Here is a 24886-nt window from a genome sequence, read left to right on the forward strand (position 1 = left end):
CCTCCAACACCACCTTAACTACCTAACTCATTGAATCTCAAGGAGTTTGTCGTTCCGATGTCGCTGGAAGTGGGGCGCATTATAAGGGGATTCGAAACCCCGTCAACCCTTAATTTCAAAAACTTTTCAAACCACCCTCCCCTGCCTCCGGGCAATCCTCGGAAGCACCCGTGAAACCACTGGAACCCGCATCAACATGAGCACTGCACCAATGCATGCATAAATAGCCCACTCTTTCAGGTCCGAGCGAACAATCCACAGGAAGTGCAGCAACCCCAGGCCAAGCACCCCATACACCAGCTTGTGCAGCTTCCTCCACCGACTCCCCAGTCGACGCTGGCTATACCGATTCGAGGTGACCGCCAGCACCAGCAAGCCAAGAAAGCCGAGCGCACCGACAATAATGTAAGGCCGCTTGCGCAGCTCGACCGCCAACTGCCCCCAATCCAACCCAAGGATAAAGAACAGGTAGGCCAGGATGTGCAGCACGATATAGGCAAACACCCACAGCCCCAGCTGTCGACGCACCACGATCCAGCCTGACCACCCCGTAAGTTTCTGCAGTGGCGTCATGCTCAAGGTAACCAGCAGGAAGGTCAGCGCCCCAAGCCCAAGGCGATCCATCATGATCTTCCCGGGGTCTGGCCCCAGCAGGCTCATCGCGGCCTCATACAACCACCACACGGGGAACAGGCAACCCACGACAAAGATGCCCAGGCGCAACCAGGGATAGCGCATCAATAGTTCTTCCGCAGATCGAGCCCGGTATACAACGACGCCACTTCATCGGCGTAGCCATTGAACATCTGTGTTTGTCGCACGTTGGGGCTGAACAGCCCGCTGGGCAAACGCCGCTCGCGCGCCTGAGTCCAGCGCGGATGGTCAACGTTCGGGTTCACATTGGCATAGAAGCCATACTCATCCGGTGCCAGCCCCTGCCAGGTAGTCCCCGGCTGCTCAGCCACCAGGCTGATTCGCACAATCGACTTGATGCTTTTGAAACCGTACTTCCAGGGCACCACCAAACGTAACGGGGCACCATTCTGGTTGGGCAGCTCTCGGCCATACATGCCTACGGCCAGAATCGCCAGCGGATGCATCGCCTCATCCAGGCGCAAGCCTTCTCTATATGGCCAGTCGATCAGGGCAAAGCCCGAGCGCTGCCCGGGCATATGCTGCGGATCCTTCAGCGTCTCGAAACGTACATAACGCGCCTTCGAAGTCGGCTCGACCTGCTTGAGCACCTGCGCCAGGGGAAAACCCAGCCAGGGAATGACCATCGACCACGCCTCGACACAACGCAGCCGGTAGATGCGTTCTTCAAGCTGATAAGGTTTGACGAAGTCTTCCAGCGCATAGCGCCCCGGCTTACCCACCTCGCCATCTACCACGACCGACCAGGGCGCTGTCTTCAGGCTGTCCCCCTTGGCAGCCGGGTCACCCTTGTCGGGCCCGAACTCGTAGAAGTTGTTGTAGTGGGTGGCATCCTTGAACGGCGTGATCGCCTCATCCTTGACCGTCACCGCCTGCCAGCGTGCGGCAGCGAGCTTGTCGGTGAACCAGCCTGGCGCGGCGCCAGGCGCCACATCGGCATAGCGCGACACATCAGCTGCACTCGCCCCACCCGGCAGCGCGCCCAGGGCCAAACCGGCCAGCGAGCCACCGAGCAGGGTACGACGGGAAAGGTAGATGCCTTCGGGGGTGATCTCCGCTGCCTTGCAGTCGGAAGACCTGGGAAGCTTGATGAGCATGGTCGGCTCCACAGCACTGGATAACGGATGTACCAGTAAGACTATGGAGCCGGAGGGTTATTCCAGCATTAAATAATTATCACGCCTTGCGCCGGCGCCCGCGCAGCAGGAACTGGATCGGCCCCGATGCCGCATAGGCGAGGAAGATCAGCAGCAGGATGCGCGGCGGGTCGCTGAACACCACGGCAAACACCAGCACCACCGCAAGGATTGCCACGAATGGCACGCGCCCTTTGAGGTCCAGCTCCTTGAAGCTGTTGTACTTGATGTTGCTGACCATCAGCATGCCGGCAGCGGCAACCAGCAGCGCTACCAGGAACGACAGCTTGGAGCCCTGGATGCCGTAATCGCTGAAGGCCCAGACGGTACCGGCGACCACACCGGCGGCGGCCGGGCTGGCCAGGCCGATGAAGTAGCGTTTGTCGGCAGTGCCGACCTGGGTATTGAACCGCGCCAGACGCAGCGCAGCACCGGCAACATAGATGAAGGCGACCATCCAGCCAACCTTGCCCATGTCACCCAACGCCCAGCCAAAGGCCAGCAAGGCCGGGGCCACGCCGAAGGCGACCATGTCCGACAGCGAGTCGTACTCGGCACCGAAGGCGCTCTGGGTATTGGTCATGCGCGCCACACGGCCATCGAGGCCGTCGAGCACCATGGCCACGAAGATCGCAATGGCGGCGAAGGCGAAATACTTGCTCGCCTCGCGTGGGTCGCCAGCGCTCTGCGCGCTCATCGAACTGATGATGGAATAGAAACCGGCAAACAGGTTGGCGGTGGTGAACAGGTTGGGCAGCAGATAGATGCCGCGATGACGCACCTTGCGCCCTTCGGCGTCATGCCCTTCTTCAACGTGCTCATCGACAGGTAGCAGGCTTTCGGCGTCGGAGGGCTTGTTCGGCTCTTCGGGACGTTCGCTCATGGAGGGTACCTTGCAACAGGATGGAAAATGTTCGACACGGGCCCGCGAAACAGGTTCTGACGGCGAGCCACTGGTCTGCTTTATACCAGAAGCTGACTGCCAGAACGAAAAAACGCGGCCGAAGCCGCGTTTTTCATCTTTCGATAAGACTTAGTTCTTGGTCTTGTCGACGATTTTGTTAGCCGAAATCCACGGCATCATCGAACGCAGCTGCTCGCCGATGATTTCGATGCCGTGAGCGGCGTTGTTGCGGCGCTTGGCGGTCATCGATGGGTAGTTGGTAGCACCTTCGGAGATGAACATCTTCGCGTACTCGCCGTCCTGGATGCGCTTCAGAGCGTTGCGCATGGCCTTGCGGGATTCTTCGTTGATGACTTCCGGACCGGTGACGTACTCACCGTACTCGGCGTTGTTGGAGATCGAGTAGTTCATGTTGGCGATGCCGCCTTCGTACATGAGGTCAACGATCAGCTTCAGCTCGTGCAGGCACTCGAAGTAGGCCATTTCTGGCGCGTAGCCAGCTTCAACCAGGGTTTCGAAACCGGCTTTGACCAGCTCGACGGTACCACCGCACAGAACAGCCTGCTCGCCGAACAGGTCGGTTTCAGTCTCGTCCTTGAAGGTGGTTTCGATGATGCCGGTACGGCCACCACCGACGCCAGCGGCGTAGGACAGGGCGACGTTCTTGGCGTTGCCCGAAGCGTCCTGGTAGATAGCGATCAGGTCAGGGATGCCGCCGCCTTTGACGAACTCGGAGCGAACGGTGTGGCCCGGGGCTTTCGGCGCGATCATGATCACGTCGAGGTCGGCACGCGGAACAACCTGGTTGTAGTGAATCGAGAAGCCGTGGGAGAAGGCCAGGGTAGCGCCCTTCTTGATGTTCGGCTCGATCTCGTTCTTGTACAGCTGGCCCTGGAACTCGTCCGGGGTCAGGATCATGACCAGGTCGGCAGCAGCGACGGCGGTAGCCACGTCGGCAACTTTCAGGCCGTGGGCTTCGGCCTTGGCAACGGTAGCCGAACCTTTACGCAGACCGACGGTAACGTCTACACCGGAGTCCTTCAGGTTGCACGCCTGAGCGTGGCCCTGGGAACCGTAACCGATGATGGCGACTTTCTTACCCTGGATGATGGAAAGGTCGCAGTCTTTATCGTAGAAAACTTTCATGAAAATACCCCTGGTTATATCTCGGCCCCTGCGGAGCCATCGCTAATTTTTGAATTTAGATGCTGAGCACTTTGTCGCCACGGGCAATGCCGGTAACGCCGCTGCGCACGGTTTCGAGAATCGATGCGGTGCCGATCGCCTGGATGAAGCTGTCCAGTTTGTCGCTGGTGCCGCTCAGCTGCACGGTGTACACGCTGGCGGTCACATCGACGATCTGGCCACGGAAGATATCCGTGGTGCGCTTGATCTCGGCGCGCTGGGCACCGGTGGCCTTGACCTTGACCAACATCAGTTCACGCTCGATGTGAGCGCTTTCCGACAGGTCGACGAGTTTCACCACTTCGACCAGCTTGTTCAGGTTCTTGGTGATCTGTTCGATCACTTCGTCATGGCCAACGGTGGTCAGCGTCAGACGCGACAAAGTCGGGTCTTCGGTCGGCGCCACGGTCAGGCTTTCAATGTTGTAGTTGCGCTGGGAGAACAGGCCGACCACACGGGACAGAGCACCGGGTTCGTTTTCCAGCAGCAGGGAAATGATGTGCCGCATATCAGGTACGCTCCGTCTTGCTCAGCCACATGTCACGCATCGAGCCATCCTTGATCTGCATCGGATAGACGTGCTCGCTGCGGTCAACCGCGATGTCGATGAACACCAGGCGGTCTTTCATCGCAAACGCTTCTTCCAGCTTCGGCTTGAGGTCCTTCAGGCTGGTGATGCGGATACCCACGTGGCCATAGGCCTCGGCCAGCTTGATGAAATCAGGCAGCGACTCGACGTAAGAGTGCGAGTGACGACCGTTGTAGGCCATGTCCTGCCATTGGCGGACCATGCCCAGCACACCGTTGTTCAGGTTGACGATCTTCACCGGCAGGCCGTACTGCATGCAGGTGGACAGCTCCTGGATGTTCATCTGGATGCTGCCTTCGCCGGTCACGCAGGCCACGTCCTGGTCCGGGAAGTTGAGCTTGACGCCCATTGCCGCCGGGAAGCCGAAGCCCATGGTGCCCAGGCCACCGGAGTTGATCCAGCGGTTCGGCTTGTTGAAGCGGTAGTACTGCGCCGCGAACATCTGGTGCTGGCCAACGTCGGAGGTGACGAAAGCATCGCCATGGGTCACTTCGCACAGCGTCTCGATGACCTTCTGCGGCTTGATGACGTTGCCGTCGCCCTTGTCGTAAGGGAACAGTTCGCCATTGCCACGCCATTCGTCGATCTGCTTCCACCAGGCATCCAGCGCCACCTTGTCAGGCTGCTCGCCGATTTCCTTGAGGATGCCGAGCATTTCGCTGAGCACGCTGTCGACCGGGCCGACGATCGGCACGTCGGCCTTGATCATCTTGGAGATCGACGCAGGGTCGATGTCGACATGGATGATCTTGGCGTTCGGGCAGAACTTGGCCGGGCCGTTGACCACGCGGTCATCGAAACGCGCACCGACAGCGAAGATCACGTCGGCATTGTGCATGGCCATGTTGGCGGTGAAACTGCCGTGCATGCCGAGCATGCCGAGGAACTGACGGTCGGTGCCCGGGAAGCCACCCAGCCCCATCAGGGTATTGGTGACTGGCAGATTCAGCGACTTGGCGATTTCGGTCAGTGCTTCGGAGCCACCGCCGAGGATCACGCCGCCACCGGCGTAGACGATCGGGCGCTTGGCGGCCAGAAGCATCTCGGCAGCCTTGCGGATCTGGCCGGAGTGACCGCGCACAGCCGGGCTGTACGAGCGCAGCTTGACCTTCTTCGGATAGACGTACTCGAACTTCTCGGCCGGGTTGGTCATATCTTTTGGAATGTCGACCACGACCGGGCCTGGGCGACCGGATTGCGCCAGGTAGAAGGCTTTCTTGAGTACTTCAGGGATCTCGGTCGGGGTCTTGATCATGAAGCTGTGCTTCACGATCGGCCGCGAGATGCCGATCATGTCGGTTTCCTGGAAGGCATCGGTACCGACCATGGTGCTTGGCACCTGGCCGGACAGAATGACCATCGGGATCGAATCCATGTAGGCGGTGGCAATGCCGGTAATGGCATTGGTCGCGCCCGGGCCGGAGGTTACCAGCACCACACCGGCCTTGCCGGTGGCGCGGGCGTAGCCGTCCGCCATATGGGTTGCCGCCTGCTCATGACGAACCAGAATGTGTTCCACTTCCGGCTCTTTGAACAGCGCGTCGTAAACATGAAGGAGAGCACCACCAGGGTACCCGTAGATGTGCTTAACGCCCTCGTCACGCAAGAAGCGGACGACCATTTCAGCGCCAGATAAAAGCTCCACGTTGTTCACCTCTAAAACGCCAGAATACCGTCCCTAGTGGACGGGTCTTAATAGGTTTACTGCCAAGCAGAGCATGAGCGAACGTCAGCACTGACTGAGCAAGTATTGGGAGCTCCCCAGAGTGTTGCGGGGGGTTCCCACCCAGCGCGAGGTAACGCGTTGCGGGGTGTAACAGGCGGCGCGGGTATGCGCCTCATGATCTGCTTAGCGGGTCTGCTTCTGGCAGTCCCTCTACAGCGGAATCTGGATTCTTGTGATTTGGCGCCTACAAGTCAAGAAAAATTATTGCCAATTTTTCCCCAAGATGAATTCCTGCCACCACTAAAAACCGAGTCAGCAGCAGAAAAAATAAGATTTCCATAAAAAAGGGCCACAATCTGCGGCCCTTGACGGAAAAACTGAAGAAATCAGGCGGAAGGAGCGATCAATTGATCGAATGCTGCCAACAGCCGGCGCAGCTCGCGACTTTCTTCCGGGCGACTGGTGAACACGGTCTCCGCCATCACCAGGATGCTTGAGGCATTGGGCAGCGGGTGGCCGAGCTCGATGATGATCTTCATGCGCGGCAGGAAGATCCACTGCAACCACTGCTCGAAACTGAGCGTGTCGACCGCGAACGGTACGGTACTGGCCAGCGCTTCGTCGCTGGGCGGCTCGTCATCCCACCAGCCCTGAACCTGCAGCTCACGCTCGATGAGCAGCAGGTGGTCGGCGATATCGAGAATGCGTTGCTCGACCATCACGAATTGACCCGCGCTTTCTGCCGTGCCAGGGCGGCACCGGCGCTGTCACCCTGCTTCTCGCGGGCCAGGGCGATGGTGTTCCACAGCTCGGCCTGCAGGTCGGGGCGACCGTTGGCGTAGGTCAGCGCACGGCGGGCCAGTTGCTCGGCCTGGGGCGCGTCGCCTTGCGACAGGCGCACCTGGGCCAGGCGGAACAGCACCTGCGGCTCGCGCGGGGCAATGCGCTGGGCACGCTCCAGGCTTGAGGCGGCACCATTGTAGTCACCGCTACCCTGCTGCGACTGGGCGGTGGTCAACAGCGCCAGCACTGGGCCGTCGAGCTGTTCATCGGCCGACAGACCACCGGAAGCCGCATTGCTGCGCGGAATGCCGGTCGGTGCACTGGACGCTGCCGGCGTGCTGCTCATCGAAGCGATATCGAACGGTTCATCGGCGATCGGGTTGGGGTTGGTGGTCATCGGTGCCGAAGTAACCGGGCCTGCAGTGACAGGGCCGGGCGTGATCGGGCCGGTACTGATCGGCGCCGCGCCATTGCCTGCCGGGAAGGTCTGGATGCCAGCGGCACCGGCGCCTTGCGGAATCATCACGGTCACGCCCGAGTCCTCGGGCAGCGACTGTGCCTGCGCGGTGCCGTTGCTCATGCCCGCAGCCGTACGGTGGGCCTGGACACGCTCACTATTGGACACCCGGGTGCTCGAGTCGACCACCGGAATGTTGCCACGCTGCACGCTGGAGCAACCCTGGAGCACTACCAGCGCCGTCACGGCAGGAAACAGCCACTTATTCAATTCACACCTCATCAATGCTGCTAAGGGCTCAGTTCATCCAGCCCTTGACCCAGTCCATGACCGACTCTACGGGATTCTGCTCACCGCCGCAGGTCGCCCCGGCGGGCGGTTCACTGCCGCGAATATACGGCATCTGCACGGCTCCCGGACAGCTTCTGTCGGAGCCATGGCCGCTGTACGGGTCGATCCACGCCTGCACCACGTTATCTGGCTGCGGCATGTCCAACGGCAACGGGTCGGCCTTCTTCATGAAGCTGGTCCAGACCTGCAAGGCGCCGGTGGCGCCGGTAAATGGCGTTTTGCCGTTATCGTCACGGCCCATCCACACCACGGCCAGCAGGTCCTGGCTGAAGCCGGAGAACCAGCTGTCGCGCGAGTCGTTACTGGTACCGGTCTTGCCCGCCAGGGTCAGCGAGCTTGGCAGCACGTTGTAGACCGAGCGGCCGGTACCCTCACGCATCACCCGCTGCATGGCGTTCTGCACCAGGTAGATGGAACCCGGGTCGAAGGTCTGCTGGATCTGGAACGGGTAGCGCTTGAGCGGCTCGCCTTCAGCGGTGAGCACGCTACGGATGCCGCGCATCGGCGTGTTGAAGCCACCGTTGGCGATGGTCTGGTACATGGTCGCGACCTGCATCGGCGACATGCCGCCAGCGCCCAGCAGCATCGCCGGGAAGGCCGGCCAGTCGACGTTGACGCCGAGGCGGCCGATGGTCTTGATCACGTTCGGTACACCCACTTCCAAGCCGAGTTTCGCGGTCGAAAGGTTCAGCGAGTTGGCCAGGCCCTGGTACAGGTAGATCGTGCCGTGCGAGCGCCGGTCATAGTTTTGCGGGCGCCACACCTGGCCGTCGGCACCCTTGACCGAGAACGGCTCGTCCTGCACCCAGGTGGTCAGGGTGTACTTGCTTGGCTGTTCCAGTGCGGTCAGGTAGACCGCCGGCTTGACCAGCGAGCCGATCGGTCGCACGGCGTCGATGGCACGGTTGAAACCGGCAAAGCCGGACTGGCGGCTGCCGATCAGTGCCTGCACTTCGCCGGTTTCCGGGTTGGTCACGACCATCGCCGATTCCACCTCGTCGGCACCTTTGCGCCCAGACAGGCGCTTGAAGGTTTCGGCCATGGAGGTTTCGGCCTTCATCTGCAGGATCGGGTCGAAGCTGGTGAAGATGCGCAGGCCTTCTTCGGTCAAGTCTTCGTCACGGTAGTCCTGGCGCAACTGACGCTTGACCAGGTCAAGGAAGGCCGGGAATGAGCTGTCCGCAAGGCTGCCGCGCTTGGTCACGCCCAGCGGCATCTTCTTCGCCGCATCGACCTCCGCCTGGCTGGCCACGCCCTGCTCGGCCACCAGGTCGAGGACCAGGTTGCGCCGCGCCAGCGCGCGGTCAGGGTAGCGCCGCGGGTTGTAGTAGGACGGCCCTTTGACCATGCCTACCAGCAAGGCGATCTGGTGCAGCTTCAGTTCCGACAGCGGCTGGCTGAAGAAGAACTGGCTGGCCAGGCCGAAGCCATGCACCGCACGCTGACCATCCTGGCCGACGAACACTTCGTTGAGGTAGGCCTCAAGGATTTCGCGCTTGTCGTAGTGCATCTCCAGCAGCACGGCCATCATCGCTTCGGTCAGCTTGCGGCTGAGGCTACGCTCGCTGGTCAGGTAGAAGTTCTTTACCAGCTGCTGGGTCAGGGTACTGCCGCCCTGGCGCATGGAACCTGCCGAGGTGTTGACCCACATGGCCCGGGCGATGGATTTGGGTGACACACCGAAGTGGCTGTAGAAGTCCCGGTCCTCGGTAGCGACCAGCGTCTCGAGCAGGTACGGCGGCACCTGATCGATCTTGATCAGGATGCGGTCTTCGAGGTTCTTCGGGTAGATACCGCCGATCATCAGCGGTTCGAGGCGTACCACATCGAGTTTCTTGCCGTTGGCACCGGCAAGGTCTACCACGTAGTCGCCAGAGAAGCGCACACGCACGAACTGCGCAGGCTCCATGCCCTCGTAGAACTGGAAGCCACGGGTGTTGAGGTCGACGGTATTGCCGTTGACCGCCGCCGCGCCCGGGCCGTTGGCCGCGCTTTCACGCCGGTAGCCGAGGGCATCGAGTTCGGTGAGGAAGTCGTTCTTGCTCAGCTTCTGGCCGCTGAACAGCTCCAGCGGTCGGGCATATACCTTGGCCGGGATGGTCCAGCGCTTGCCGGAGAACTTCTCCTGAACGACAGCATCGAGGTAAACCGCGAAGCCGGCAACGATCACCAGGCCGACCAGGCTGAGCTTCAAGGCCCAGCCCAGCCAGGCGCGCGAGCGGCCGGTCGGGCGTTTCTGAGGGGTACGAGGATTTCGGGTTCGAGTCATGGCGGCGGATTATACGCACTTTATAAAGGGTAGGCAGGCGCCCTCTGGCGGTAGGCAGGGACGGCACCATTGACCATAATGGCGCTTTCGAATTCCCTGCACCTGAAGGATTTCCAGTGAGCCAAGCCTTGATCAACGCATTGCAGAACCCTGCCCTGTACCCTCACCCGGTGGACGGGTTCCAGCTCATCGAGACGCACATCTCCTGGGTCCTGCTTACTGGCGAGTACGCCTACAAGATCAAGAAGCCGATGAACTTCGGCTTCCTCGACTTCACTGGCCTGGACCAGCGCCAGCACTTCTGTAACGAAGAATTGCGCCTGAACCAGCGCCTGACCGAGGGTCTGTACCTTGAAGTCCTGCCGATTACCGGCAGTGCCGAAGCGCCACAGATCGGTGGTGAAGGCGAAGCGATCGAATATGCACTGAAGATGCGCCAGTTCCCCCAGGGCCAGATGCTCAGCACCCTGCAGGCCAATGGTGAGCTGCATACCGGCCACATCGACCAGATGGCCCGGCAGATTGCCGAATTCCACCTGCAGGCACCGAAAGTGTCGCCGGAACATCCGCTGGGTACTCCAGAAAGCGTGATGGCGCCGGTCGAGCAGAACTTCGAGCAGATCCGCCCGTTCCTCAGCGAAAAAGCCGACCTGCAGCAACTGGACAACCTCCAGGCCTGGGCACGCAGCAGCTTCGAGCGCCTGCATGGCCTGCTGCAGGCGCGCAAGGCCAATGGCTTCATCCGTGAATGCCACGGTGACATTCACCTGGGCAACGCCACCCTGATCGACGGCAAGGTGGTGATCTTCGACTGCATCGAGTTCAACGAACCGTTCCGCCTGACCGACGTCTATGCCGACGTCGGCTTCCTGGCGATGGACCTGGAAGACCGTGGCCTCAAGTGCCTGGCCCGTCGCTTCATCAGCCAGTACCTGGAGCTGACTGGCGACTACGCCGGCCTGGAGCTGCTGAACTTCTACAAGGCCTACCGCGCACTGGTACGGGCCAAGGTCGCCCTGTTCAGCCTGTCGGCCGATGCCGACGCCGTGCAGCGCGCCACCACCCTGCGCACCTACCGCAACTACGCCAACCTGGCGGAAAGCTACAGCGCCATCCCTTCCCGCCTGCTGGCGATCACCCATGGCGTCTCGGCGGTGGGCAAAAGCCACGTGGCCATGCGTCTGGTCGAAGCGCTCGGCGCGGTTCGCGTGCGTTCGGATGTGGAGCGCAAGCGCCTGTTCGGTGAACAGCAGGCGCAAAACGCCGGCCAACTGGCTGCCGGCATCTATGACCAGGACGCCAGCGTGGCAACCTACCAGCGCCTGCATGAGCTGGCGGCGACGATCTTGCGTGCCGGTTTCCCGGTGGTGCTCGATGCCACTTACCTCAAGGCTGAACAGCGCCAGGCCGCCGCAACCGTGGCCAACGACACTGGCGTGCCGTTCCTGATCCTCGACTGCCATGCCCCGGAAGCGGTGATCGCCAGCTGGCTGGAGCAGCGCCAGGCCGAGAACAGCGACCCGTCGGATGCCACGCTGGAGGTGGTCAAGGCCCAGCAGGCCAGCCGTGAGCCACTGGATGCCCAGGAACTGGCAAACAGCACCCGCATCGATACCCAGGAAGCCAGCGGCATGGACCAGGTGATCGACCAGATTCGCCAGCGTCTGCCAGGCCTGTAAGTTCAGCGCTTTCCTGTACCCGCTTCGCGGGTAAACCCGCTCCCACAGGTACTAGGCCAACCTTGAGGCTGGCAGAGAACTTTGTGGGAGCGGGTTTACCCGCGAAGAGGCCGGCACAGGCTGCCAAAAGCAGCTCGTCGTCCCCGATGGCAAAAGGCCGCGCATTTCCGAACCCCCGCTACACTCCTCTCAGACCTGCTCGCGATTTATCCCCTAGACCCGTTCAGCCATCGCAAGGAGGCTCGATGAACGATGAATTGCAGCACCTGAAGAATCTTGGCAAGACCTCTGCGCAGTGGTTGCATGCGGCCGGTATCCACAGTGCATCGGACTTGCGCCGGTTGGGCGCGGTGGGTGCCTACCAGGCCGTGAAAACACGAGGATTCCGGGCGTCGAAGGTGCTGTTGTACGCCATTGAAGGTGCATTGCTGGACATGCACTGGAACGATTTGCCAGCCGAACGCAAGGAAGCGCTCAATCAACAACTCGATGCGAAATGCCCTCTGCCCAAAAAAATCTGAAATAAACGCAAGAAGGGGATTGACGCTGTAATGAGAATCGTTATGATTACCACAACTGGTCGCGAGACTGGTTGGATAAGCTAAGAGCCCCTGGTTCGGACTCTCAGATTATCTCCTCATCAGGCTAATCACGGTTATTGACCCGGCATTTTGCCGGGTCTTTTTTTGCCCGCAGTTTTAACCCGCCCAGGCGAGTAACCGCTATTGGCGCAATTGGGCGCAGTAGTCCTGATCTGGCATCGCCGCCGTGTACCAGACATAGTCGGCCATCCCGGGCTCGACCTGCTCGCCCACCTCGGCCAGCAGCACAACCTTGCTCTCGCCTGTCGCGCCCAGATCGGCAAGGTGCAAAGGCACCCCCAGGTCCTTGCGCACGTGGTACAAACCTGCGAACAGCAATGCCGGCTGCGGCGCCGCCAGCAACCGTTCGGCAATACGCCGATCCCGTTGCTGTTGCACGGCCAGCATTGCCGGCAGCTGGCTTTCCGCCAGCAGGCCACAATGCCCCTGCTTCACCTGTTCGAGCAGTGCCGCCTTCACCGCAGGCGCATTCGACCGGGCGCCCGACAGCGCCGCCGGGTGCCGATAGGCCTGGCGCATTTCGGTGGGTGACAGGTTGGCCGCCAGCAGCGGCACATGATGTTGCAAGGCCTCTCGTACAATAGGGCCGTAAAGCTGCCAGTCCCAGCCCTCTTCCCAGGCCAGGGCCTTGGGCAGGTCCTGCGGCAACTGCGCCTGCCCCGCGAGTGCATCGACGCGGGCCTGCTGCTCGGGTTGCAGCATTTCCAGCAGCAGGCTGCCCTGCGCCCGGCGTTGCTGCAGCGCACGCATCAACCACAGCTGCAAGGCGTGATGATCCGGGTTGTCATGCTTCTCACCGACCAGCACCCGCGGGGCATCGGCCAGGCCTTCGAGCAGCTGCTCAGGGCTGATCACCTGCCCGCTGGCCAGATCGCGGATCTGCCCCAGCTCGGCGTTATCCCGCCCTGCGCTGCTCTGCCAGGCAGGCAGCGGTGGCAGGCTGGCCTGGCAGCCACCCAACGCCAGCGCCAGACACAGTAATGAACCGCACAGCAAAGGATGACCCATGGGCAGTGTCTCCTAGCGGGTAATGATCAGCGGGTGCCCCCGTTCCGGGTGCGCCTGCACCAGCACTTCGATACCGAACACGGCCTTGAGTGAGGCAGGCGTCAGTACCTCCTGCGGCGTGGCCAGGGCATGGCAGCGCCCGTCTTGCAGCAACAGGATACGATCGCAGTAGCGCGCCGCAAGGTTGAGGTCATGCAGGATCACCAGCACTGCAGCACTGCGGTCGGCGAAGCTGCGCACAGCCTCCAGCGTCGTATGCTGATGCAAAGGATCGAGCATCGAGGTCGGCTCGTCGAGCAACAGCGTGGCGCCCTGCTCTCCCGGCCACAACTGGGCCAGCACCCGGGCCAGATGCACACGCTGGCGCTCGCCGCCTGACAGGGCCAGATAGCTGCGCTCCAGCAGATGCCAGGCATCCGCCGCACGCAATGCGGCCTCGACGATCTCCCGGTCACGCTGCTGGCCACTGCCATGGGGCAGTCGCCCCATGCCGACCACTTCCTCGACGCGAAAGGCGAAGCCCAGGCCGGATACTTGCGGCAGTACAGCCAGGCACTGTGCCCGCGCCTGCCCCGGCCAATCGGCCAGGGCCTTGCCCTGCAGGTTCACATGCCCATGGCTTGGCGCAAGCTCGCCGCACAATGCACCCAGCAGGCTGCTCTTGCCCGCGCCATTGGGCCCGAGCACGCCAAGCACCTGGCCGGGCAGCAACTGCAGATTGATGTCATGCAGCACTTCACTGCTGCCGCGGCGCAAATGCAGACCTTTGACTTCAAGCATCAGGTGCGCCCCCTGATCAGCAGAAACAGGAAGAACGGCGCGCCGATGAATGCGGTCACGATGCCGATGGGCAGCTCTGCCGGCGCCAGCGCCAGACGTGCCACCAGATCGGCGAACAACAGCAAGGTCCCACCCGCCAGCAACGAGGCCGGCAGCAACACCCTGTGGTCGGGCCCGGCCAGCAACCGCACCAGATGCGGCACCACCAGGCCGACGAAGCCGATCAACCCCGCTGCGGCCACCGCAGCGCCAACACCCAAGGCCGTGCAGAACACCAGCTCGCGCTTGAGCCGCTCCACCTCGATGCCCAGGTGCCGCGCCTCCGACTCACCGAGCAGCAAGGCATTCAGCGCCTGGGCCCGGCGCGGCAGCCAAAGCGCAACGCCTGCAGCCACCAGCAACAATGGCCAGAGCCGCTCGTAACTGGCGCCATTGAGGCTGCCCAGGTTCCAGAACGTCAGCGTGCGCAGCGTGGCGTCATCGGCCAGGTAGGTGAACAGCCCTACCGCCGAGCCGCCCAATGCCGTCAGTGCGATCCCCGCCAGCAGCATGGTGGCGACGTTGGTCTGGCCATCGCGCCGTCCCAGGCGGTACACCAGCGCCGTCACCCCCAGCCCACCGATGAACGCGCAGGCCGACAGCAAGTACGGGCCAAACCATTGCGGAATGCCACCAAACCAGCTGCCACCGACAATCGCCACCGCCGCCCCCAACGCCGCGCCGCTGGCGACGCCGACCAGGCCAGGATCGGCCAGCGGATTGCGGAACAGCCCCTGCATCGCCACGCCGGACAACGCCAGCACAGCCCCCACAGCCAGCCCCAGCAACGTACGTGGCAGGCGGATCTGGCCAAGGATCATTTCAGCCTGCTCCAGGCCATCAGGGGCAATCGGCAGCCCGAGCGAACGCAGGCCGACGCGCAAGGTATCCCACAACGGCAGGCTGACCGGCCCAAGGGCCAGCGACAACCACACCGCCAGCAGGCACAGCAGTGTCAGGTAAACAAACAGTGTTCGCGGCTGGATCCGTTGTTTCATTTAGCAGCGCTTGCCGGGTAGAGCGCAGTCGCCAGTGCCTGCAAGGCGGTTGGCAGGCGTGGACCAAGGCCACCCACCAGCAATGTCGGGTCGAGCGACACCAGGCGCTTGTCGCGCACTGCACGGGAAGCGGCCAGCGCCGGGTTTTCCTTGAGCAACGCCTGTAAGGCTTGCTCGCCGCTCAGCGCACGATCAGAGAACACCACGACATCCGGGTCGAGCGCCGCCAGCGCCTCACTGGAGAAGTTCTTGTAGCCTTGGTGCTCGGCCAGGTTGCGCGCCCCCGCCTGGCGCAGCACCCAGTCACCAGCGGTGCCCTGCCCGGCAATCAGCGGCTTGGCGCCAGCATGCCCGACCAGCAGCAACACACCCGGTGCCTTGTGATGCTGCTGAGCCTGCCTGACCTTCAACTGCAGCGCTTCGAGTTGCTGGTGATAGCCTGCCGCCAACTGTGCGGCTTTCTCTTCGGCGCCCAACAAGGCGCCCAGATGCTTGAGGTTCTCGTCCACCGCAGCCAGCTCGGCCTGGCTGGAGAACAACTCGACCCGCACGCCCGCTTTGCGCACCTGCGCCAGCACGGGCGGCGGCCCCATCTCTTCGGTGCCCACCAGCACATCCGGGCGCAGGCTGAGAATGCCCTCGGCCGACAACTGCCGCTGATACCCCACACTCGGCAAGGCCTTCAGCGATTCGGGGTGCTGGCTGGTGGTATCGACGCCCACCAGGCGTGGCTCGCCGCCCAGCTCAGTGATCCACTCGCTCAGCGCCCCGCCAGCGCTGACCCAGCGCTGCGGCAATTCGCCGGCCAGGGCCTGGGTGGTAGCAACGAAAGCTGCGCACAGGGCGAGCAAGGCAGCGGGACGGCGCATCATCGGATTCCTTCTGAAGGAGGGCCGCACGCCTTGTGGCGAGCGGCGGAACTGCGCACCATAGGCGGGCGGCGCAGCAAATGCGGGCAATTTGATAATTATTCGCATTGACGCGTCAAGCCATCACTTTGTTTCACGAGCCTTCCCTGCAATGCATTTTCTCTGTCCTTCCACGGCCTTGGCCGAGGGCCACAGCCGCGCCTTCAGCGTAGACGGCATCGACCTGTTCGGTGTACGCCGACAGGGCCAGGTCTACCTGTACCGTAACCGCTGCCCGCACCGCGGCATCCCGCTGAACTGGGCGCAAGACGCCTTTCTCGACGACAGCGCCAGCCTGATCCACTGCGCCCATCATGGTGCGCTGTTTCTGATAGACAGTGGTGAATGCGTGGCCGGCCCCTGCGAAGGCGAAATACTGCAGGCCCTGGACTGCCATGAAGACAGCCAGGGCATTTGGCTCAAGGGGTAAGCAATACCGGCAGCGGGCGATCAATGACGATGTGCTCGTCATCCAGTCGCACGCCGTAGGCCAGCACCTCGACCCCGTCGGCCACCGCTGCACGCAGGGCATTGGCGTAGGCGAGGTCGATCTCCTCGGCAGGGCGTACCGCCTCGATGCCGGTAAGGTTCACGCAGTACAGCTGCACCGCACGAATGCCCTGGCGGGCCAAGGCCGCCAGCTCGCGCAGGTGCTTGGCGCCACGCTGGGTCACTGCATCCGGGAACGCCGCCACGGCAGTCTCCGGATAGCCCAGGGTCACGCTCTTGACCTCGACATAGGCCGGCCCGTCGGCGAACTCCAGGCGAAAATCCACCCGGCTGCGCTCTTCGCCGTAAGCCACTTCACGCTTCAGCACGGTAAAACCGGCCAGTTCGTGGATCACCCCGCTGCGCAGTGCCTCTTCAACCAGTGCATTGGCGCGCCCGGTATTGATGCAGGCCAGGCGGCCCTGGGGCGTTTCGCTGATTTCCCAGGTACCTGGCAGCTTGCGCTTGGGGTCGTTGGAGCGGCTGAACCACACCTGCCCGCCCTCGCGCATGCAATTGAGCATGGAACCGGTGTTCGGGCAGTGGATGGTCAGTTGCTCGCCATTGGCCAGTTCGATGTCAGCCAGGAAGCGCTTGTAGCGGCGCAGCAGGCGCCCTTGTTCAAGTTGAGGAAAAAACACCCTTTACCCCTGCCAGCTTTTCAGCCCGCGAGCGATGCGCTCGACCGCCTGCTCAAGGCGCGGCAGGCTCTGGGTGTAGGCAAACCGCACATGGTGGCCGGCCAGGTGGCGGCCGAAGTCCAGGCCAGGGGTGAAGGCCAGGTGCTCGGTTTCGAGGAAATGCTGACAGAAGGCAAAGGCATCGCCACCGAACGCGCTGATGTCGGCATACAGGTAGAATGCCCCCTGCGGCTCGACGGCGATGCGGAAGCCCAGTTCGCGCAGGGCCGGCAGCAGATAGTCGCGGCGACGGGCGAATTCGGCACGGCGCTCTTCGAAAATCGCCAGGGTCTCTGGCTGGAAACAGGCCAGCGCCGCGTGCTGGGCCATGCTCGGCGCACTGATGTAGAGGTTCTGCGCCAGCTTCTCCAGGTCGGCCACGGCATTGGGTGGCGCCACCAGCCAGCCGAGCCGCCAGCCGGTCATGCCGAAATACTTGGAAAAACTATTAAGGACGAACGCCGAGTCATCCACTTCCAGCACACTCGGTGCGTCCATGCCGTAGGTCAGGCCGTGGTAGATCTCGTCCACCACCAGGTGGCCATGGTGTTCACGGGTGGCCTTGGACAGGCTGGCCAGCTCGTCGCGGCCCAGCACGGTGCCCGTCGGGTTGGCTGGCGAGGCGACCAGGGCGCCAACGCTGTCCTTGTCCCAGTAGCGCTCGACCAGATCGGCGGTCAGTTGGTAGTTGACCTCCGGCCCCACCGGCACCAGCTGCGCGCCGCCCTCGACCAGGCGCAGGAAGTGGCGGTTGCACGGGTAACCTGGGTCGGCCAGCAGCCAGTGTTTGCCGGGGTCGACCAACAGGCTGCTGGCCAGCAGCAGCGCCCCGGAGCCGCCCGGTGTGACGAGAATCCGCTCAGGGTCGATCTGCAAGCCGTAACGCTGGTCATAGAAACCGGCAATGGCCTCGCGCAGCGCTGGCAGCCCGCGGGCAGCTGTGTAGCGGGTATGCCCGGCGGCCAGTGCGGCCTGGCCGGCAGCGACGATCGGTGCGGCGGTGGTGAAGTCCGGCTCGCCGATTTCCAGGTGGATCACGTCATGGCCGGCCGCTTGCAGCTCGTTGGCCCGCGCCAGCAACGCCATGACGTGGAAGGGTTCGATGGCGCGACTGCGCGCACTGTAGGGGTGGGCCATGACCTTCTCTCAATTGGGTCTAAACTGTTGATTCTACCTCTGCATGGCAGCGAACGTGAGGCTCGTACCGCTGTCAACTGCTAGGGTCGGGCGGGGTAGCGCACCCCCGATCTATCTGGTAAGTTCGGCGGCTCGCAGTCGCAGGGCCGGCGGGTGCCGGAGATGGAGCATCCTGCGCATTGGATCAGATGAGTGAGAGGCGGTCTATTCATGTCCACCGTAGAAAAGCAAAAAACCGGTCAGACCATGTACGGTGTCGAGCCCTATAAAGAGACCAAGGGCGAAGAGTACATGGGCGAGCCCATGCGCAAGCACTTCACCAAACTCCTCAATGCCTGGAAAGGCGAGCTGATGGTCAGTGTGGACCGTACCGTGGACCACATGAAGGACGAAGCAGCCAACTTCCCCGACCCGGCCGACCGTGCCAGCCAGGAAGAAGAATTCGCACTGGAGCTGCGCAACCGCGACCGCGAGCGCAAGCTGATCAAGAAGATCGACAAGACCCTGCAGAAGATCCAGGACCAGGATTACGGCTGGTGCGACTCCTGCGGTATCGAGATTGGTCTGCGCCGTCTGGAAGCCCGCCCGACCGCCGACCTGTGCTTCGACTGCAAGGAAATCTCGGAGAAAAAGGAAAAGACCGTCGGCAAAGGCTGACCCTTCTTCCATCCGAACGGGGCGCATCTTGCGCCCCGTTTCATTTATATGCCCGGCAACGCCATGAAAGACTCCCGCTACATCGGACGCTTCGCCCCCACTCCCAGCGGTTTCCTGCACTTCGGCTCGCTGGTCGCCGCCCTCGCCTCCTGGCTCGACGCCCGCGCAGTAGACGGCCGCTGGCTGTTGCGCATGGAAGACACCGATCCGCCCCGGGAAATGCCAGGGGCCCGCGACGCGATCTTGCAGACCCTTGAGCGCTACGGCCTGGAATGGGATGGCGAGGTGGTTTTTCAGAGCCAGCGCCACGAAGCCTATGCCGCCGTGGTCGACCGCCTGTTCAGCATGGGCCTGGCCTACGCCTGTACGTGCTCACGCAAGCAGCTGGAAGGGCACAACGGCATTTACCCAGGCTTTTGCCGTAACGCCGGGCATGCCCGTGAAGGCGCGGCGATCCGGCTGCGGGTGCCAGAACTGATCTACCGCTTTACCGACCGGGTGCAGGGCGAGTTCCAGCAGCACCTGGGCCGTGAGGTGGGCGACTTCGTCATTCAGCGGCGTGATGGGCTGTATGCCTATCAACTGGCGGTGGTGCTGGACGATGCCTGGCAGGGCGTCACCGACATCGTGCGTGGCGCAGACCTGCTCGACAACACCCCGCGCCAGCTCTACCTGCAGGAGTTGCTGGGCTTTTCGCAGCCGCGTTACCTGCATATTCCACTGATCGTGCAGCCGGACGGGCACAAGTTGGGCAAGTCGTACCGCTCGCCGCCATTGCTGGCGGAGCATGCGACGCCGCTGTTGTTGCGGGCGTTGCGGGCGCTGGGCCAGGAAGCAGACCCAGAGTTGCTGCTGGCGACGCCGGCTGAAGTGCTGGCGGTGGCGCGCAAACAGTGGCGGCCGGAAGCGATTGCACGGCAGGCCACGGTGCCAGAGGCTGATTTGCACTGAAGCGTTGATGGCCCCTTCGCGGGTAAACCCGCTCCCACAGGTACGGTGCAGCCCTCAAAAACTGTGGAGTTCCTGTGGGAGCGGGTTCACCCGCGAAGAGGCCGCCACAGGCAACCCTTCTCCCGAAATCAAAAGCCCAACAAATTCAACCCCTTGGCGAACCCTATGGATTCCCGCTAGCATCCCCCCAGCCATTTGCGCCAATAATAAGTCCAAGCCCGCAGCGCCCAACCATCGAGGCCAGCATGTACATCTATCGTTTGGTCCTGCTTCTGGTCGTGGGGATCTACCTGTTCTCCCCGGCCATCATGGACTGGTGGATCGAACCGACCGGTGCCTGGTACCGCCCCTACCTGCTCTGGCTGATCCTGATCGTCGTCACCTTCATCCTGCAGAGCCAACGAGATGCCGATGAGCTTTAGCCTGACCCAGATGATCCTGATCAGTGCCGCGTACCTCATGGTGCTGTTCGGCGTGGCCTGGATCAGTGAGCGTGGGCTGATCCCGCGCTCCATCATTCGCCATCCGCTGACCTACACCCTGTCGCTGGGCGTCTACGCCAGCGCCTGGGCCTTCTATGGCTCGGTGGGCCTGGCCTACCAATACGGTTACGGTTTCCTAGCCTGTTACCTGGGGGTGTCTGGTGCGTTCCTGCTGGCACCGGTGCTGCTGTATCCGATCCTCAAGATCACCCGCACCTACCAGTTGTCGTCGCTGGCCGACCTGCTGGCGTTCCGCTTTCGCAGTACCTGGGCCGGCGCGCTGACCACGATCATCATGCTGATCGGCGTGCTGCCCTTGCTGGCCCTGCAGATCCAGGCGGTGGCCGACTCGATCAGCATCCTCACCGGCGAGCCGGTCAAGGCCCGGGTGGCCTTTGCCTTCTGTACGCTGATCATCCTGTTCACCATCTTCTTCGGCTCTCGACACATCGCCACCCGTGAAAAACACGAAGGCCTGGTGTTCGCCATCGCCTTCGAATCGGTGATCAAGCTGCTGGCCCTGGGTGGCATCGGCCTGTATGCGCTCTATGGCGTGTTCGGTGGCCCGCATGAGCTGGAGGTATGGCTGCTGCAGAACCAGACCGCCCTGGCGGCGCTGCATACGCCGCTGCAGGAAGGCCCTTGGCGCACCCTGTTGCTGGTGTTCTTCGCCTCGGCCATCGTCATGCCGCACATGTACCACATGGCCTTCACCGAGAACCTCAACCCACGCGCGCTGGTCAGCGCCAGCTGGGGCCTGCCGCTGTTCCTGCTGCTGATGAGCCTGGCCGTGCCACTGGTACTGTGGGCCGGCCTGCGCCTGGGCGCCAGCACCAACCCCGAGTACTTCACCCTGGGCCTGGGGATCGCCGCCAACAACCAGGCACTTACACTGCTCGCATACGTTGGCGGTCTTGCATCCGCCAGTGGGCTGATCATCGTCACTACGCTTGCCTTGTCGGGCATGGCCCTCAACCACTTGGTGCTGCCGCTGTACCAGCCACCGGCCGAGGGCAATATCTACCGCTGGCTGAAATGGACCCGCCGGGCGCTGATCGTCGCCATCATCACTGCCGGATTTGTCTTCTACCTGACCCAGAACAACCACCAGAGCCTGGCCAACCTGGGTATCGTCGCCTTCGTCGCTACCTTGCAGTTCCTGCCTGGTGTGTTGTCGGTGCTGTACTGGCCGACCGCCAACCGTCGCGGCTTCATCGCCGGCTTGCTGGCCGGGACCCTGGTGTGGATGGTGACGATGCTGCTGCCGCTGCTCGGCAACCTGCAGGGCTTCTATATCCCGCTGCTGGACATGATCTATGTGCTCGACGACACCAGCTGGCACATGGCGGCCATTGCCTCGCTGGCGGCCAACGTTCTGCTGTTCACGCTGATTTCGCTGTTCACCAATGCCAGCAGCGAAGAAGTCAGCGCCGCCGAAGCCTGCGCCGTGGACAACGTGCGCCGGCCACAACGCCGCGAGCTGCATGCCGCCTCGCCGCAGGAATTCGCCACCCAGCTGGCCAAACCGCTGGGCGCCAAGGCGGCGCAGAAGGAGGTCGAACAGGCCCTTCGTGACCTCTACCTACCGTTCGACGAGCGCCGCCCCTATGCCTTGCGCCGCCTGCGTGACCGTATCGAGGCCAACCTCTCCGGCCTGATGGGGCCGAGTGTGGCCCAGGACATGGTCGAGACCTTCCTGCCGTACAAGTCCGGAAACGAGAACTACGTCACCGAGGACATCCACTTCATCGAAAGCCGCCTGGAAGACTACCACTCGCGCCTTACCGGCCTGGCCGCCGAACTCGATGCCCTGCGCCGCTACCACCGCCAGACCCTGCAAGAGCTGCCCATGGGCGTCTGCTCGCTGGCCAAGGACCAGGAAATCCTGATGTGGAACAAGGCCATGGAAGAGCTGACCGGCATCGCCGCCAAGCACGTGGTCGGCTCGCGCCTGGTAACCATCAGCGAACCCTGGCGCGGCCTGCTGCAGGGCTTCATCAACGTGCCCGACGAACACCTGCACAAGCAGCGCCTGGCGCTGGACGGCCAGCCGCGCTGGCTGAACCTGCACAAGGCGGCCATCGACGAGCCCCTGGCGCCGGGTAACAGCGGCCTGGTGCTGCTGGTGGAGGACCTTACCGAAACCCAGGCACTGGAAGACAAGCTGGTGCATTCCGAGCGCCTGGCCAGCATTGGCCGCCTGGCTGCCGGCGTGGCCCACGAAATCGGCAACCCGATCACCGGCATCGCCTGCCTGGCGCAGAACCTGCGCGAGGAGCGCGAGGGCGACGGGGAAATCATCGAGTTGTCCAGCCAGATCCTCGAACAGACCAAGCGCGTGTCGCGCATCGTCCAGTCGCTGATGAGCTTCGCCCACGCCGGTGGTAGTCATCAGAACAGCGAAGAACCGGTGTGCCTGGCCGAGGTGGCGCAAGACGCCATCGGCCTGCTGGCATTGAACCGGCGCAACTTCGAAGTACAGTTCTTCAACCTCTGCGACCCGGACCATTGGGCCGAGGGGGATCCGCAGCGCCTCGCCCAGGTGCTGATCAACCTGCTCTCCAACGCCCGCGATGCCTCACCGCCCGGCAGTGCCGTGCGTGTGCGCAGCGAAGTCAGCGAGCACACCGTCGACCTGATCGTCGAGGACGAAGGCAGCGGGATCCCGAAGAACATCATGGACCGCCTGTTCGAGCCATTCTTCACCACCAAGGACCCGGGCGAAGGAACCGGACTGGGGCTCGCTCTGGTCTATTCCATCGTGGAAGAGCATTATGGGCAAATCACCATCGACAGCCCGGCCGACATCGAACGGCAACGTGGCACCCGGATCCGCGTGACCCTGCCCCGGCATGTCGTAGCGACGTCCCCTGAAATTCGAGACCGTCGAGAGAATTGAATCAATGCCGCACATTCTGATCGTCGAAGACGAAACCATCATCCGCTCGGCCCTGCGTCGGCTGCTCGAACGGAACCAGTACCAGGTCAGCGAAGCCGGCTCGGTGCAGGAAGCCCAGGAACGCTTCAGCATTGCCACCTTCGACCTGATCGTCAGCGACCTGCGCCTGCCGGGCGCCCCGGGCACCGAGCTGATCAAGCTTGGCCAGGGCACCCCGGTGCTGATCATGACCAGCTATGCCAGCCTGCGCTCGGCGGTGGACTCGATGAAGATGGGCGCGGTGGACTACATCGCCAAGCCCTTCGACCACGATGAAATGCTCCAGGCCGTGGCGCGCATCTTGCGCGACCGCCAGAACGCCCCGGCAGCCGCGCCGGCCTCAGCCCCGGCCGCCGAGCCGCGGGCCAATGGCAAGGCCGCGCCAGCCGACAAGGGTGCCGCCGCCAATGGCGAGATCGGCATCATCGGTTCGTGCCCGCCTATGCAGGACATGTACAGCAAGATCCGCAAGGTTGCGCCCACCGACTCCAACGTGCTCATTCAGGGTGAGTCGGGCACCGGTAAAGAGCTGGTCGCCCGCGCGCTGCACAATCTTTCGCGTCGTGCCAAGGCGCCGATGATTTCGGTGAACTGCGCGGCCATTCCTGAAACCCTGATCGAATCGGAACTGTTCGGCCACGAGAAGGGTGCATTCACTGGCGCCAGCGCCGGCCGTGCCGGCCTGGTGGAAGCCGCCGACGGTGGCACCCTTTTCCTCGACGAAATCGGTGAACTGCCGCTCGAAGCCCAGGCGCGCCTGCTGCGCGTGCTGCAGGAAGGCGAGATTCGCCGGGTCGGCTCGGTACAGTCGCAGAAAGTCGACGTGCGCCTGATCGCCGCGACCCACCGCGACCTGAAGAACCTGGCCAAGGCCGGGCAGTTCCGCGAAGACCTTTATTACCGCCTGCACGTGATCGCCCTGAAGTTGCCGGCCCTGCGCGAGCGCGGCAGTGACGTCAACGAGATCGCCAACGCCTTCCTCGCCCGCCAGAGCGCACGCATCGGCCGTGACGACCTGCACTTCTCGGCCGAGGCCGAGCAAGCCATTCGTCATTACAGCTGGCCGGGTAACGTGCGCGAACTGGAAAACGCCGTGGAGCGCGCGGTGATCCTCAGCGAGAGCGCGGAAATTTCCGCCGACATGCTGGGCATCGACATCGAGCTGAGCGACCTTGAAGAGGATGACATCCTCGACAATGCCCTGGTCGCGGCCAGCGCCAGTGTCAACAGTGCCAGCCATGAGCCGACCGAGGACCTGTCGCTGGAAGACTACTTCCAGCACTTCGTACTCGAGCACCAGGACCACATGACCGAGACCGAGCTCGCACGCAAGCTCGGTGTCAGCCGCAAGTGCCTGTGGGAACGGCGCCAGCGCCTGGGCATCCCGCGGCGCAAGAGCAACGCGACCAGCGACAACTGATTCAGATCTCCCTTGGCCTTACCGGCCTCTTCGCGGGCAAGCCCGCTCCCACAGGATTTACACAGTCTCTGACACTGCGTGATCCTGTGGGAGCGGGCTTGCCCGCGAATGGGCCGGCAAAGCC

23 protein-coding genes are annotated in these 24886 nt (G+C 62.9%); 8 read left to right on the top strand and 15 right to left on the bottom strand.

Annotated features, from left to right (window positions below; genetic code table 11):
• Window positions 1-126: 126 nt before the first annotated feature.
• From msrQ to mrcB, 9 genes are all read right to left on the bottom strand, one after another.
• Window positions 127-738, bottom strand: a complete 612-nt coding sequence (gene msrQ / locus J7573_RS14230) for a protein-methionine-sulfoxide reductase heme-binding subunit MsrQ (protein WP_294335751.1) — start codon at window positions 736-738, stop codon at window positions 127-129.
• On the bottom strand, window positions 738-1751 hold the full coding sequence (gene msrP, locus J7573_RS14235) for a protein-methionine-sulfoxide reductase catalytic subunit MsrP (RefSeq protein WP_294335752.1): 1014 nt from the start codon (window positions 1749-1751) through the stop codon (window positions 738-740). The genes msrQ and msrP overlap by 1 nt, the downstream gene beginning before the upstream one ends.
• 79 nt (window positions 1752-1830) lie before the next feature.
• The gene (gene pssA / locus J7573_RS14240) at window positions 1831-2673 is read right to left on the bottom strand and encodes a CDP-diacylglycerol--serine O-phosphatidyltransferase (protein WP_027917652.1); all 843 of its coding nucleotides are present in this window, start codon (window positions 2671-2673) and stop codon (window positions 1831-1833) included.
• Between the two features lie 150 nt (window positions 2674-2823).
• Window positions 2824-3840 (bottom strand): ketol-acid reductoisomerase, encoded by a 1017-nt coding sequence (ilvC, locus tag J7573_RS14245; RefSeq protein ID WP_027917653.1) that lies wholly within the window; start codon window positions 3838-3840, stop codon window positions 2824-2826.
• 55 nt (window positions 3841-3895) lie between these two features.
• Window positions 3896-4387, bottom strand: coding sequence for an acetolactate synthase small subunit (gene ilvN, locus J7573_RS14250; RefSeq protein WP_003250040.1), 492 nt, complete (start codon window positions 4385-4387; stop codon window positions 3896-3898).
• A 1-nt stretch (window position 4388) separates the two neighbouring features.
• Entirely contained in the window at window positions 4389-6113 is a 1725-nt protein-coding gene (locus J7573_RS14255; RefSeq protein WP_294335881.1) for an acetolactate synthase 3 large subunit, read from the bottom strand.
• 407 nt (window positions 6114-6520) lie between these two features.
• The gene (locus J7573_RS14260; protein WP_103448961.1) at window positions 6521-6853 is read right to left on the bottom strand and encodes a YqcC family protein; all 333 of its coding nucleotides are present in this window, start codon (window positions 6851-6853) and stop codon (window positions 6521-6523) included.
• Window positions 6853-7656, bottom strand: a complete 804-nt coding sequence (locus tag J7573_RS14265) for a tetratricopeptide repeat protein (RefSeq protein ID WP_294335892.1) — start codon at window positions 7654-7656, stop codon at window positions 6853-6855. The genes J7573_RS14260 and J7573_RS14265 overlap by 1 nt, the downstream gene beginning before the upstream one ends.
• A 16-nt stretch (window positions 7657-7672) precedes the next feature.
• Complete coding sequence (gene mrcB / locus J7573_RS14270; protein ID WP_294335895.1) at window positions 7673-9994, bottom strand: penicillin-binding protein 1B; 2322 nt, start codon at window positions 9992-9994, stop codon at window positions 7673-7675.
• Window positions 9995-10110: 116 nt separating this feature from the next.
• On the opposite strand from mrcB, the gene J7573_RS14275 reads away from it, so the two are divergent.
• Together J7573_RS14275 and J7573_RS14280 are read left to right on the top strand one after the other, a co-directional pair.
• Entirely contained in the window at window positions 10111-11673 is a 1563-nt protein-coding gene (locus J7573_RS14275; RefSeq protein ID WP_294335897.1) for a bifunctional aminoglycoside phosphotransferase/ATP-binding protein, read from the top strand.
• A gap of 245 nt (window positions 11674-11918) precedes the next feature.
• Window positions 11919-12194 carry a TfoX/Sxy family protein gene (locus tag J7573_RS14280; protein WP_294335898.1) on the top strand — a complete coding sequence of 92 codons (276 nt, stop codon included), beginning with the start codon at window positions 11919-11921 and terminating at the stop codon, window positions 12192-12194.
• Between the two features lie 201 nt (window positions 12195-12395).
• Here J7573_RS14280 and J7573_RS14285 read toward each other — a convergent pair whose 3' ends face one another.
• The 4 genes from J7573_RS14285 to J7573_RS14300 are packed head-to-tail and all read right to left on the bottom strand — an operon-like array spanning window position 12396 to window position 15972.
• Window positions 12396-13283, bottom strand: a complete 888-nt coding sequence (locus J7573_RS14285; protein ID WP_294335901.1) for a ChaN family lipoprotein — start codon at window positions 13281-13283, stop codon at window positions 12396-12398.
• Window positions 13284-13295: 12 nt separating this feature from the next.
• Window positions 13296-14063 (bottom strand): heme ABC transporter ATP-binding protein, encoded by a 768-nt coding sequence (locus J7573_RS14290; RefSeq protein WP_294335902.1) that lies wholly within the window; start codon window positions 14061-14063, stop codon window positions 13296-13298.
• Window positions 14063-15046, bottom strand: a complete 984-nt coding sequence (locus J7573_RS14295; RefSeq protein WP_294336181.1) for an iron ABC transporter permease — start codon at window positions 15044-15046, stop codon at window positions 14063-14065. Before J7573_RS14295 ends, J7573_RS14290 begins: the two co-directional genes overlap by 1 nt.
• A 50-nt stretch (window positions 15047-15096) precedes the next feature.
• The gene (locus J7573_RS14300) at window positions 15097-15972 is read right to left on the bottom strand and encodes an ABC transporter substrate-binding protein (protein ID WP_294335905.1); all 876 of its coding nucleotides are present in this window, start codon (window positions 15970-15972) and stop codon (window positions 15097-15099) included.
• Between the two features lie 148 nt (window positions 15973-16120).
• On the opposite strand from J7573_RS14300, the gene J7573_RS14305 reads away from it, so the two are divergent.
• Window positions 16121-16438, top strand: a complete 318-nt coding sequence (locus J7573_RS14305; RefSeq protein WP_294335908.1) for a Rieske (2Fe-2S) protein — start codon at window positions 16121-16123, stop codon at window positions 16436-16438.
• Here the strand turns inward: J7573_RS14305 and sfsA are convergent.
• Both sfsA and J7573_RS14315 read right to left on the bottom strand, forming a co-directional pair.
• Window positions 16428-17138: a DNA/RNA nuclease SfsA gene (gene sfsA / locus J7573_RS14310; RefSeq protein WP_294335910.1), complete on the bottom strand. Its 711-nt coding sequence runs from the start codon at window positions 17136-17138 to the stop codon at window positions 16428-16430. The two genes, J7573_RS14305 and sfsA, sit on opposite strands and share 11 nt — an antisense overlap.
• A gap of 3 nt (window positions 17139-17141) precedes the next feature.
• The gene (locus tag J7573_RS14315) at window positions 17142-18314 is read right to left on the bottom strand and encodes a pyridoxal phosphate-dependent aminotransferase (protein WP_294335912.1); all 1173 of its coding nucleotides are present in this window, start codon (window positions 18312-18314) and stop codon (window positions 17142-17144) included.
• A gap of 210 nt (window positions 18315-18524) precedes the next feature.
• On the opposite strand from J7573_RS14315, the gene dksA reads away from it, so the two are divergent.
• From dksA to J7573_RS14340, 5 genes are all read left to right on the top strand, one after another.
• Window positions 18525-18971: an RNA polymerase-binding protein DksA gene (dksA, locus tag J7573_RS14320; RefSeq protein WP_103448934.1), complete on the top strand. Its 447-nt coding sequence runs from the start codon at window positions 18525-18527 to the stop codon at window positions 18969-18971.
• A 63-nt stretch (window positions 18972-19034) separates the two neighbouring features.
• Window positions 19035-19922, top strand: a complete 888-nt coding sequence (gene gluQRS / locus J7573_RS14325) for a tRNA glutamyl-Q(34) synthetase GluQRS (RefSeq protein WP_294335916.1) — start codon at window positions 19035-19037, stop codon at window positions 19920-19922.
• Window positions 19923-20167: 245 nt separating this feature from the next.
• Complete coding sequence (locus tag J7573_RS14330; RefSeq protein ID WP_003250005.1) at window positions 20168-20344, top strand: hypothetical protein; 177 nt, start codon at window positions 20168-20170, stop codon at window positions 20342-20344.
• Window positions 20328-23303 (top strand): sensor histidine kinase, encoded by a 2976-nt coding sequence (locus J7573_RS14335; RefSeq protein WP_163985974.1) that lies wholly within the window; start codon window positions 20328-20330, stop codon window positions 23301-23303. The genes J7573_RS14330 and J7573_RS14335 overlap by 17 nt, the downstream gene beginning before the upstream one ends.
• A gap of 4 nt (window positions 23304-23307) precedes the next feature.
• The gene (locus tag J7573_RS14340; RefSeq protein WP_294335982.1) at window positions 23308-24762 is read left to right on the top strand and encodes a sigma-54 dependent transcriptional regulator; all 1455 of its coding nucleotides are present in this window, start codon (window positions 23308-23310) and stop codon (window positions 24760-24762) included.
• The last annotated feature ends 124 nt before the right edge of the window (window positions 24763-24886 follow it).

This window comes from Pseudomonas sp., from assembly GCF_017744435.1.
GTDB lineage: Bacteria > Pseudomonadota > Gammaproteobacteria > Pseudomonadales > Pseudomonadaceae > Aquipseudomonas.

Coding starts and splice junctions, on each gene's coding strand:
- J7573_RS14260 (WP_103448961.1), bottom strand. CDS start 6,853: ATGGTCGAGCAACGCATTCTCGATATCGCCGACCACCTGCTGCTCATC.
- ilvC (WP_027917653.1), bottom strand. CDS start 3,840: ATGAAAGTTTTCTACGATAAAGACTGCGACCTTTCCATCATCCAGGGT.
- msrQ (WP_294335751.1), bottom strand. CDS start 738: ATGCGCTATCCCTGGTTGCGCCTGGGCATCTTTGTCGTGGGTTGCCTG.
- J7573_RS14315 (WP_294335912.1), bottom strand. CDS start 18,314: ATGGCCCACCCCTACAGTGCGCGCAGTCGCGCCATCGAACCCTTCCAC.
- J7573_RS14330 (WP_003250005.1), top strand. CDS start 20,168: ATGTACATCTATCGTTTGGTCCTGCTTCTGGTCGTGGGGATCTACCTG.
- J7573_RS14265 (WP_294335892.1), bottom strand. CDS start 7,656: ATGAGGTGTGAATTGAATAAGTGGCTGTTTCCTGCCGTGACGGCGCTG.
- ilvN (WP_003250040.1), bottom strand. CDS start 4,387: ATGCGGCACATCATTTCCCTGCTGCTGGAAAACGAACCCGGTGCTCTG.
- J7573_RS14335 (WP_163985974.1), top strand. CDS start 20,328: ATGCCGATGAGCTTTAGCCTGACCCAGATGATCCTGATCAGTGCCGCG.
- J7573_RS14340 (WP_294335982.1), top strand. CDS start 23,308: ATGCCGCACATTCTGATCGTCGAAGACGAAACCATCATCCGCTCGGCC.
- J7573_RS14300 (WP_294335905.1), bottom strand. CDS start 15,972: ATGATGCGCCGTCCCGCTGCCTTGCTCGCCCTGTGCGCAGCTTTCGTT.
- J7573_RS14285 (WP_294335901.1), bottom strand. CDS start 13,283: ATGGGTCATCCTTTGCTGTGCGGTTCATTACTGTGTCTGGCGCTGGCG.
- dksA (WP_103448934.1), top strand. CDS start 18,525: ATGTCCACCGTAGAAAAGCAAAAAACCGGTCAGACCATGTACGGTGTC.
- J7573_RS14280 (WP_294335898.1), top strand. CDS start 11,919: ATGAACGATGAATTGCAGCACCTGAAGAATCTTGGCAAGACCTCTGCG.
- J7573_RS14305 (WP_294335908.1), top strand. CDS start 16,121: ATGCATTTTCTCTGTCCTTCCACGGCCTTGGCCGAGGGCCACAGCCGC.
- pssA (WP_027917652.1), bottom strand. CDS start 2,673: ATGAGCGAACGTCCCGAAGAGCCGAACAAGCCCTCCGACGCCGAAAGC.
- msrP (WP_294335752.1), bottom strand. CDS start 1,751: ATGCTCATCAAGCTTCCCAGGTCTTCCGACTGCAAGGCAGCGGAGATC.
- gluQRS (WP_294335916.1), top strand. CDS start 19,035: ATGAAAGACTCCCGCTACATCGGACGCTTCGCCCCCACTCCCAGCGGT.
- mrcB (WP_294335895.1), bottom strand. CDS start 9,994: ATGACTCGAACCCGAAATCCTCGTACCCCTCAGAAACGCCCGACCGGC.
- J7573_RS14290 (WP_294335902.1), bottom strand. CDS start 14,063: ATGCTTGAAGTCAAAGGTCTGCATTTGCGCCGCGGCAGCAGTGAAGTG.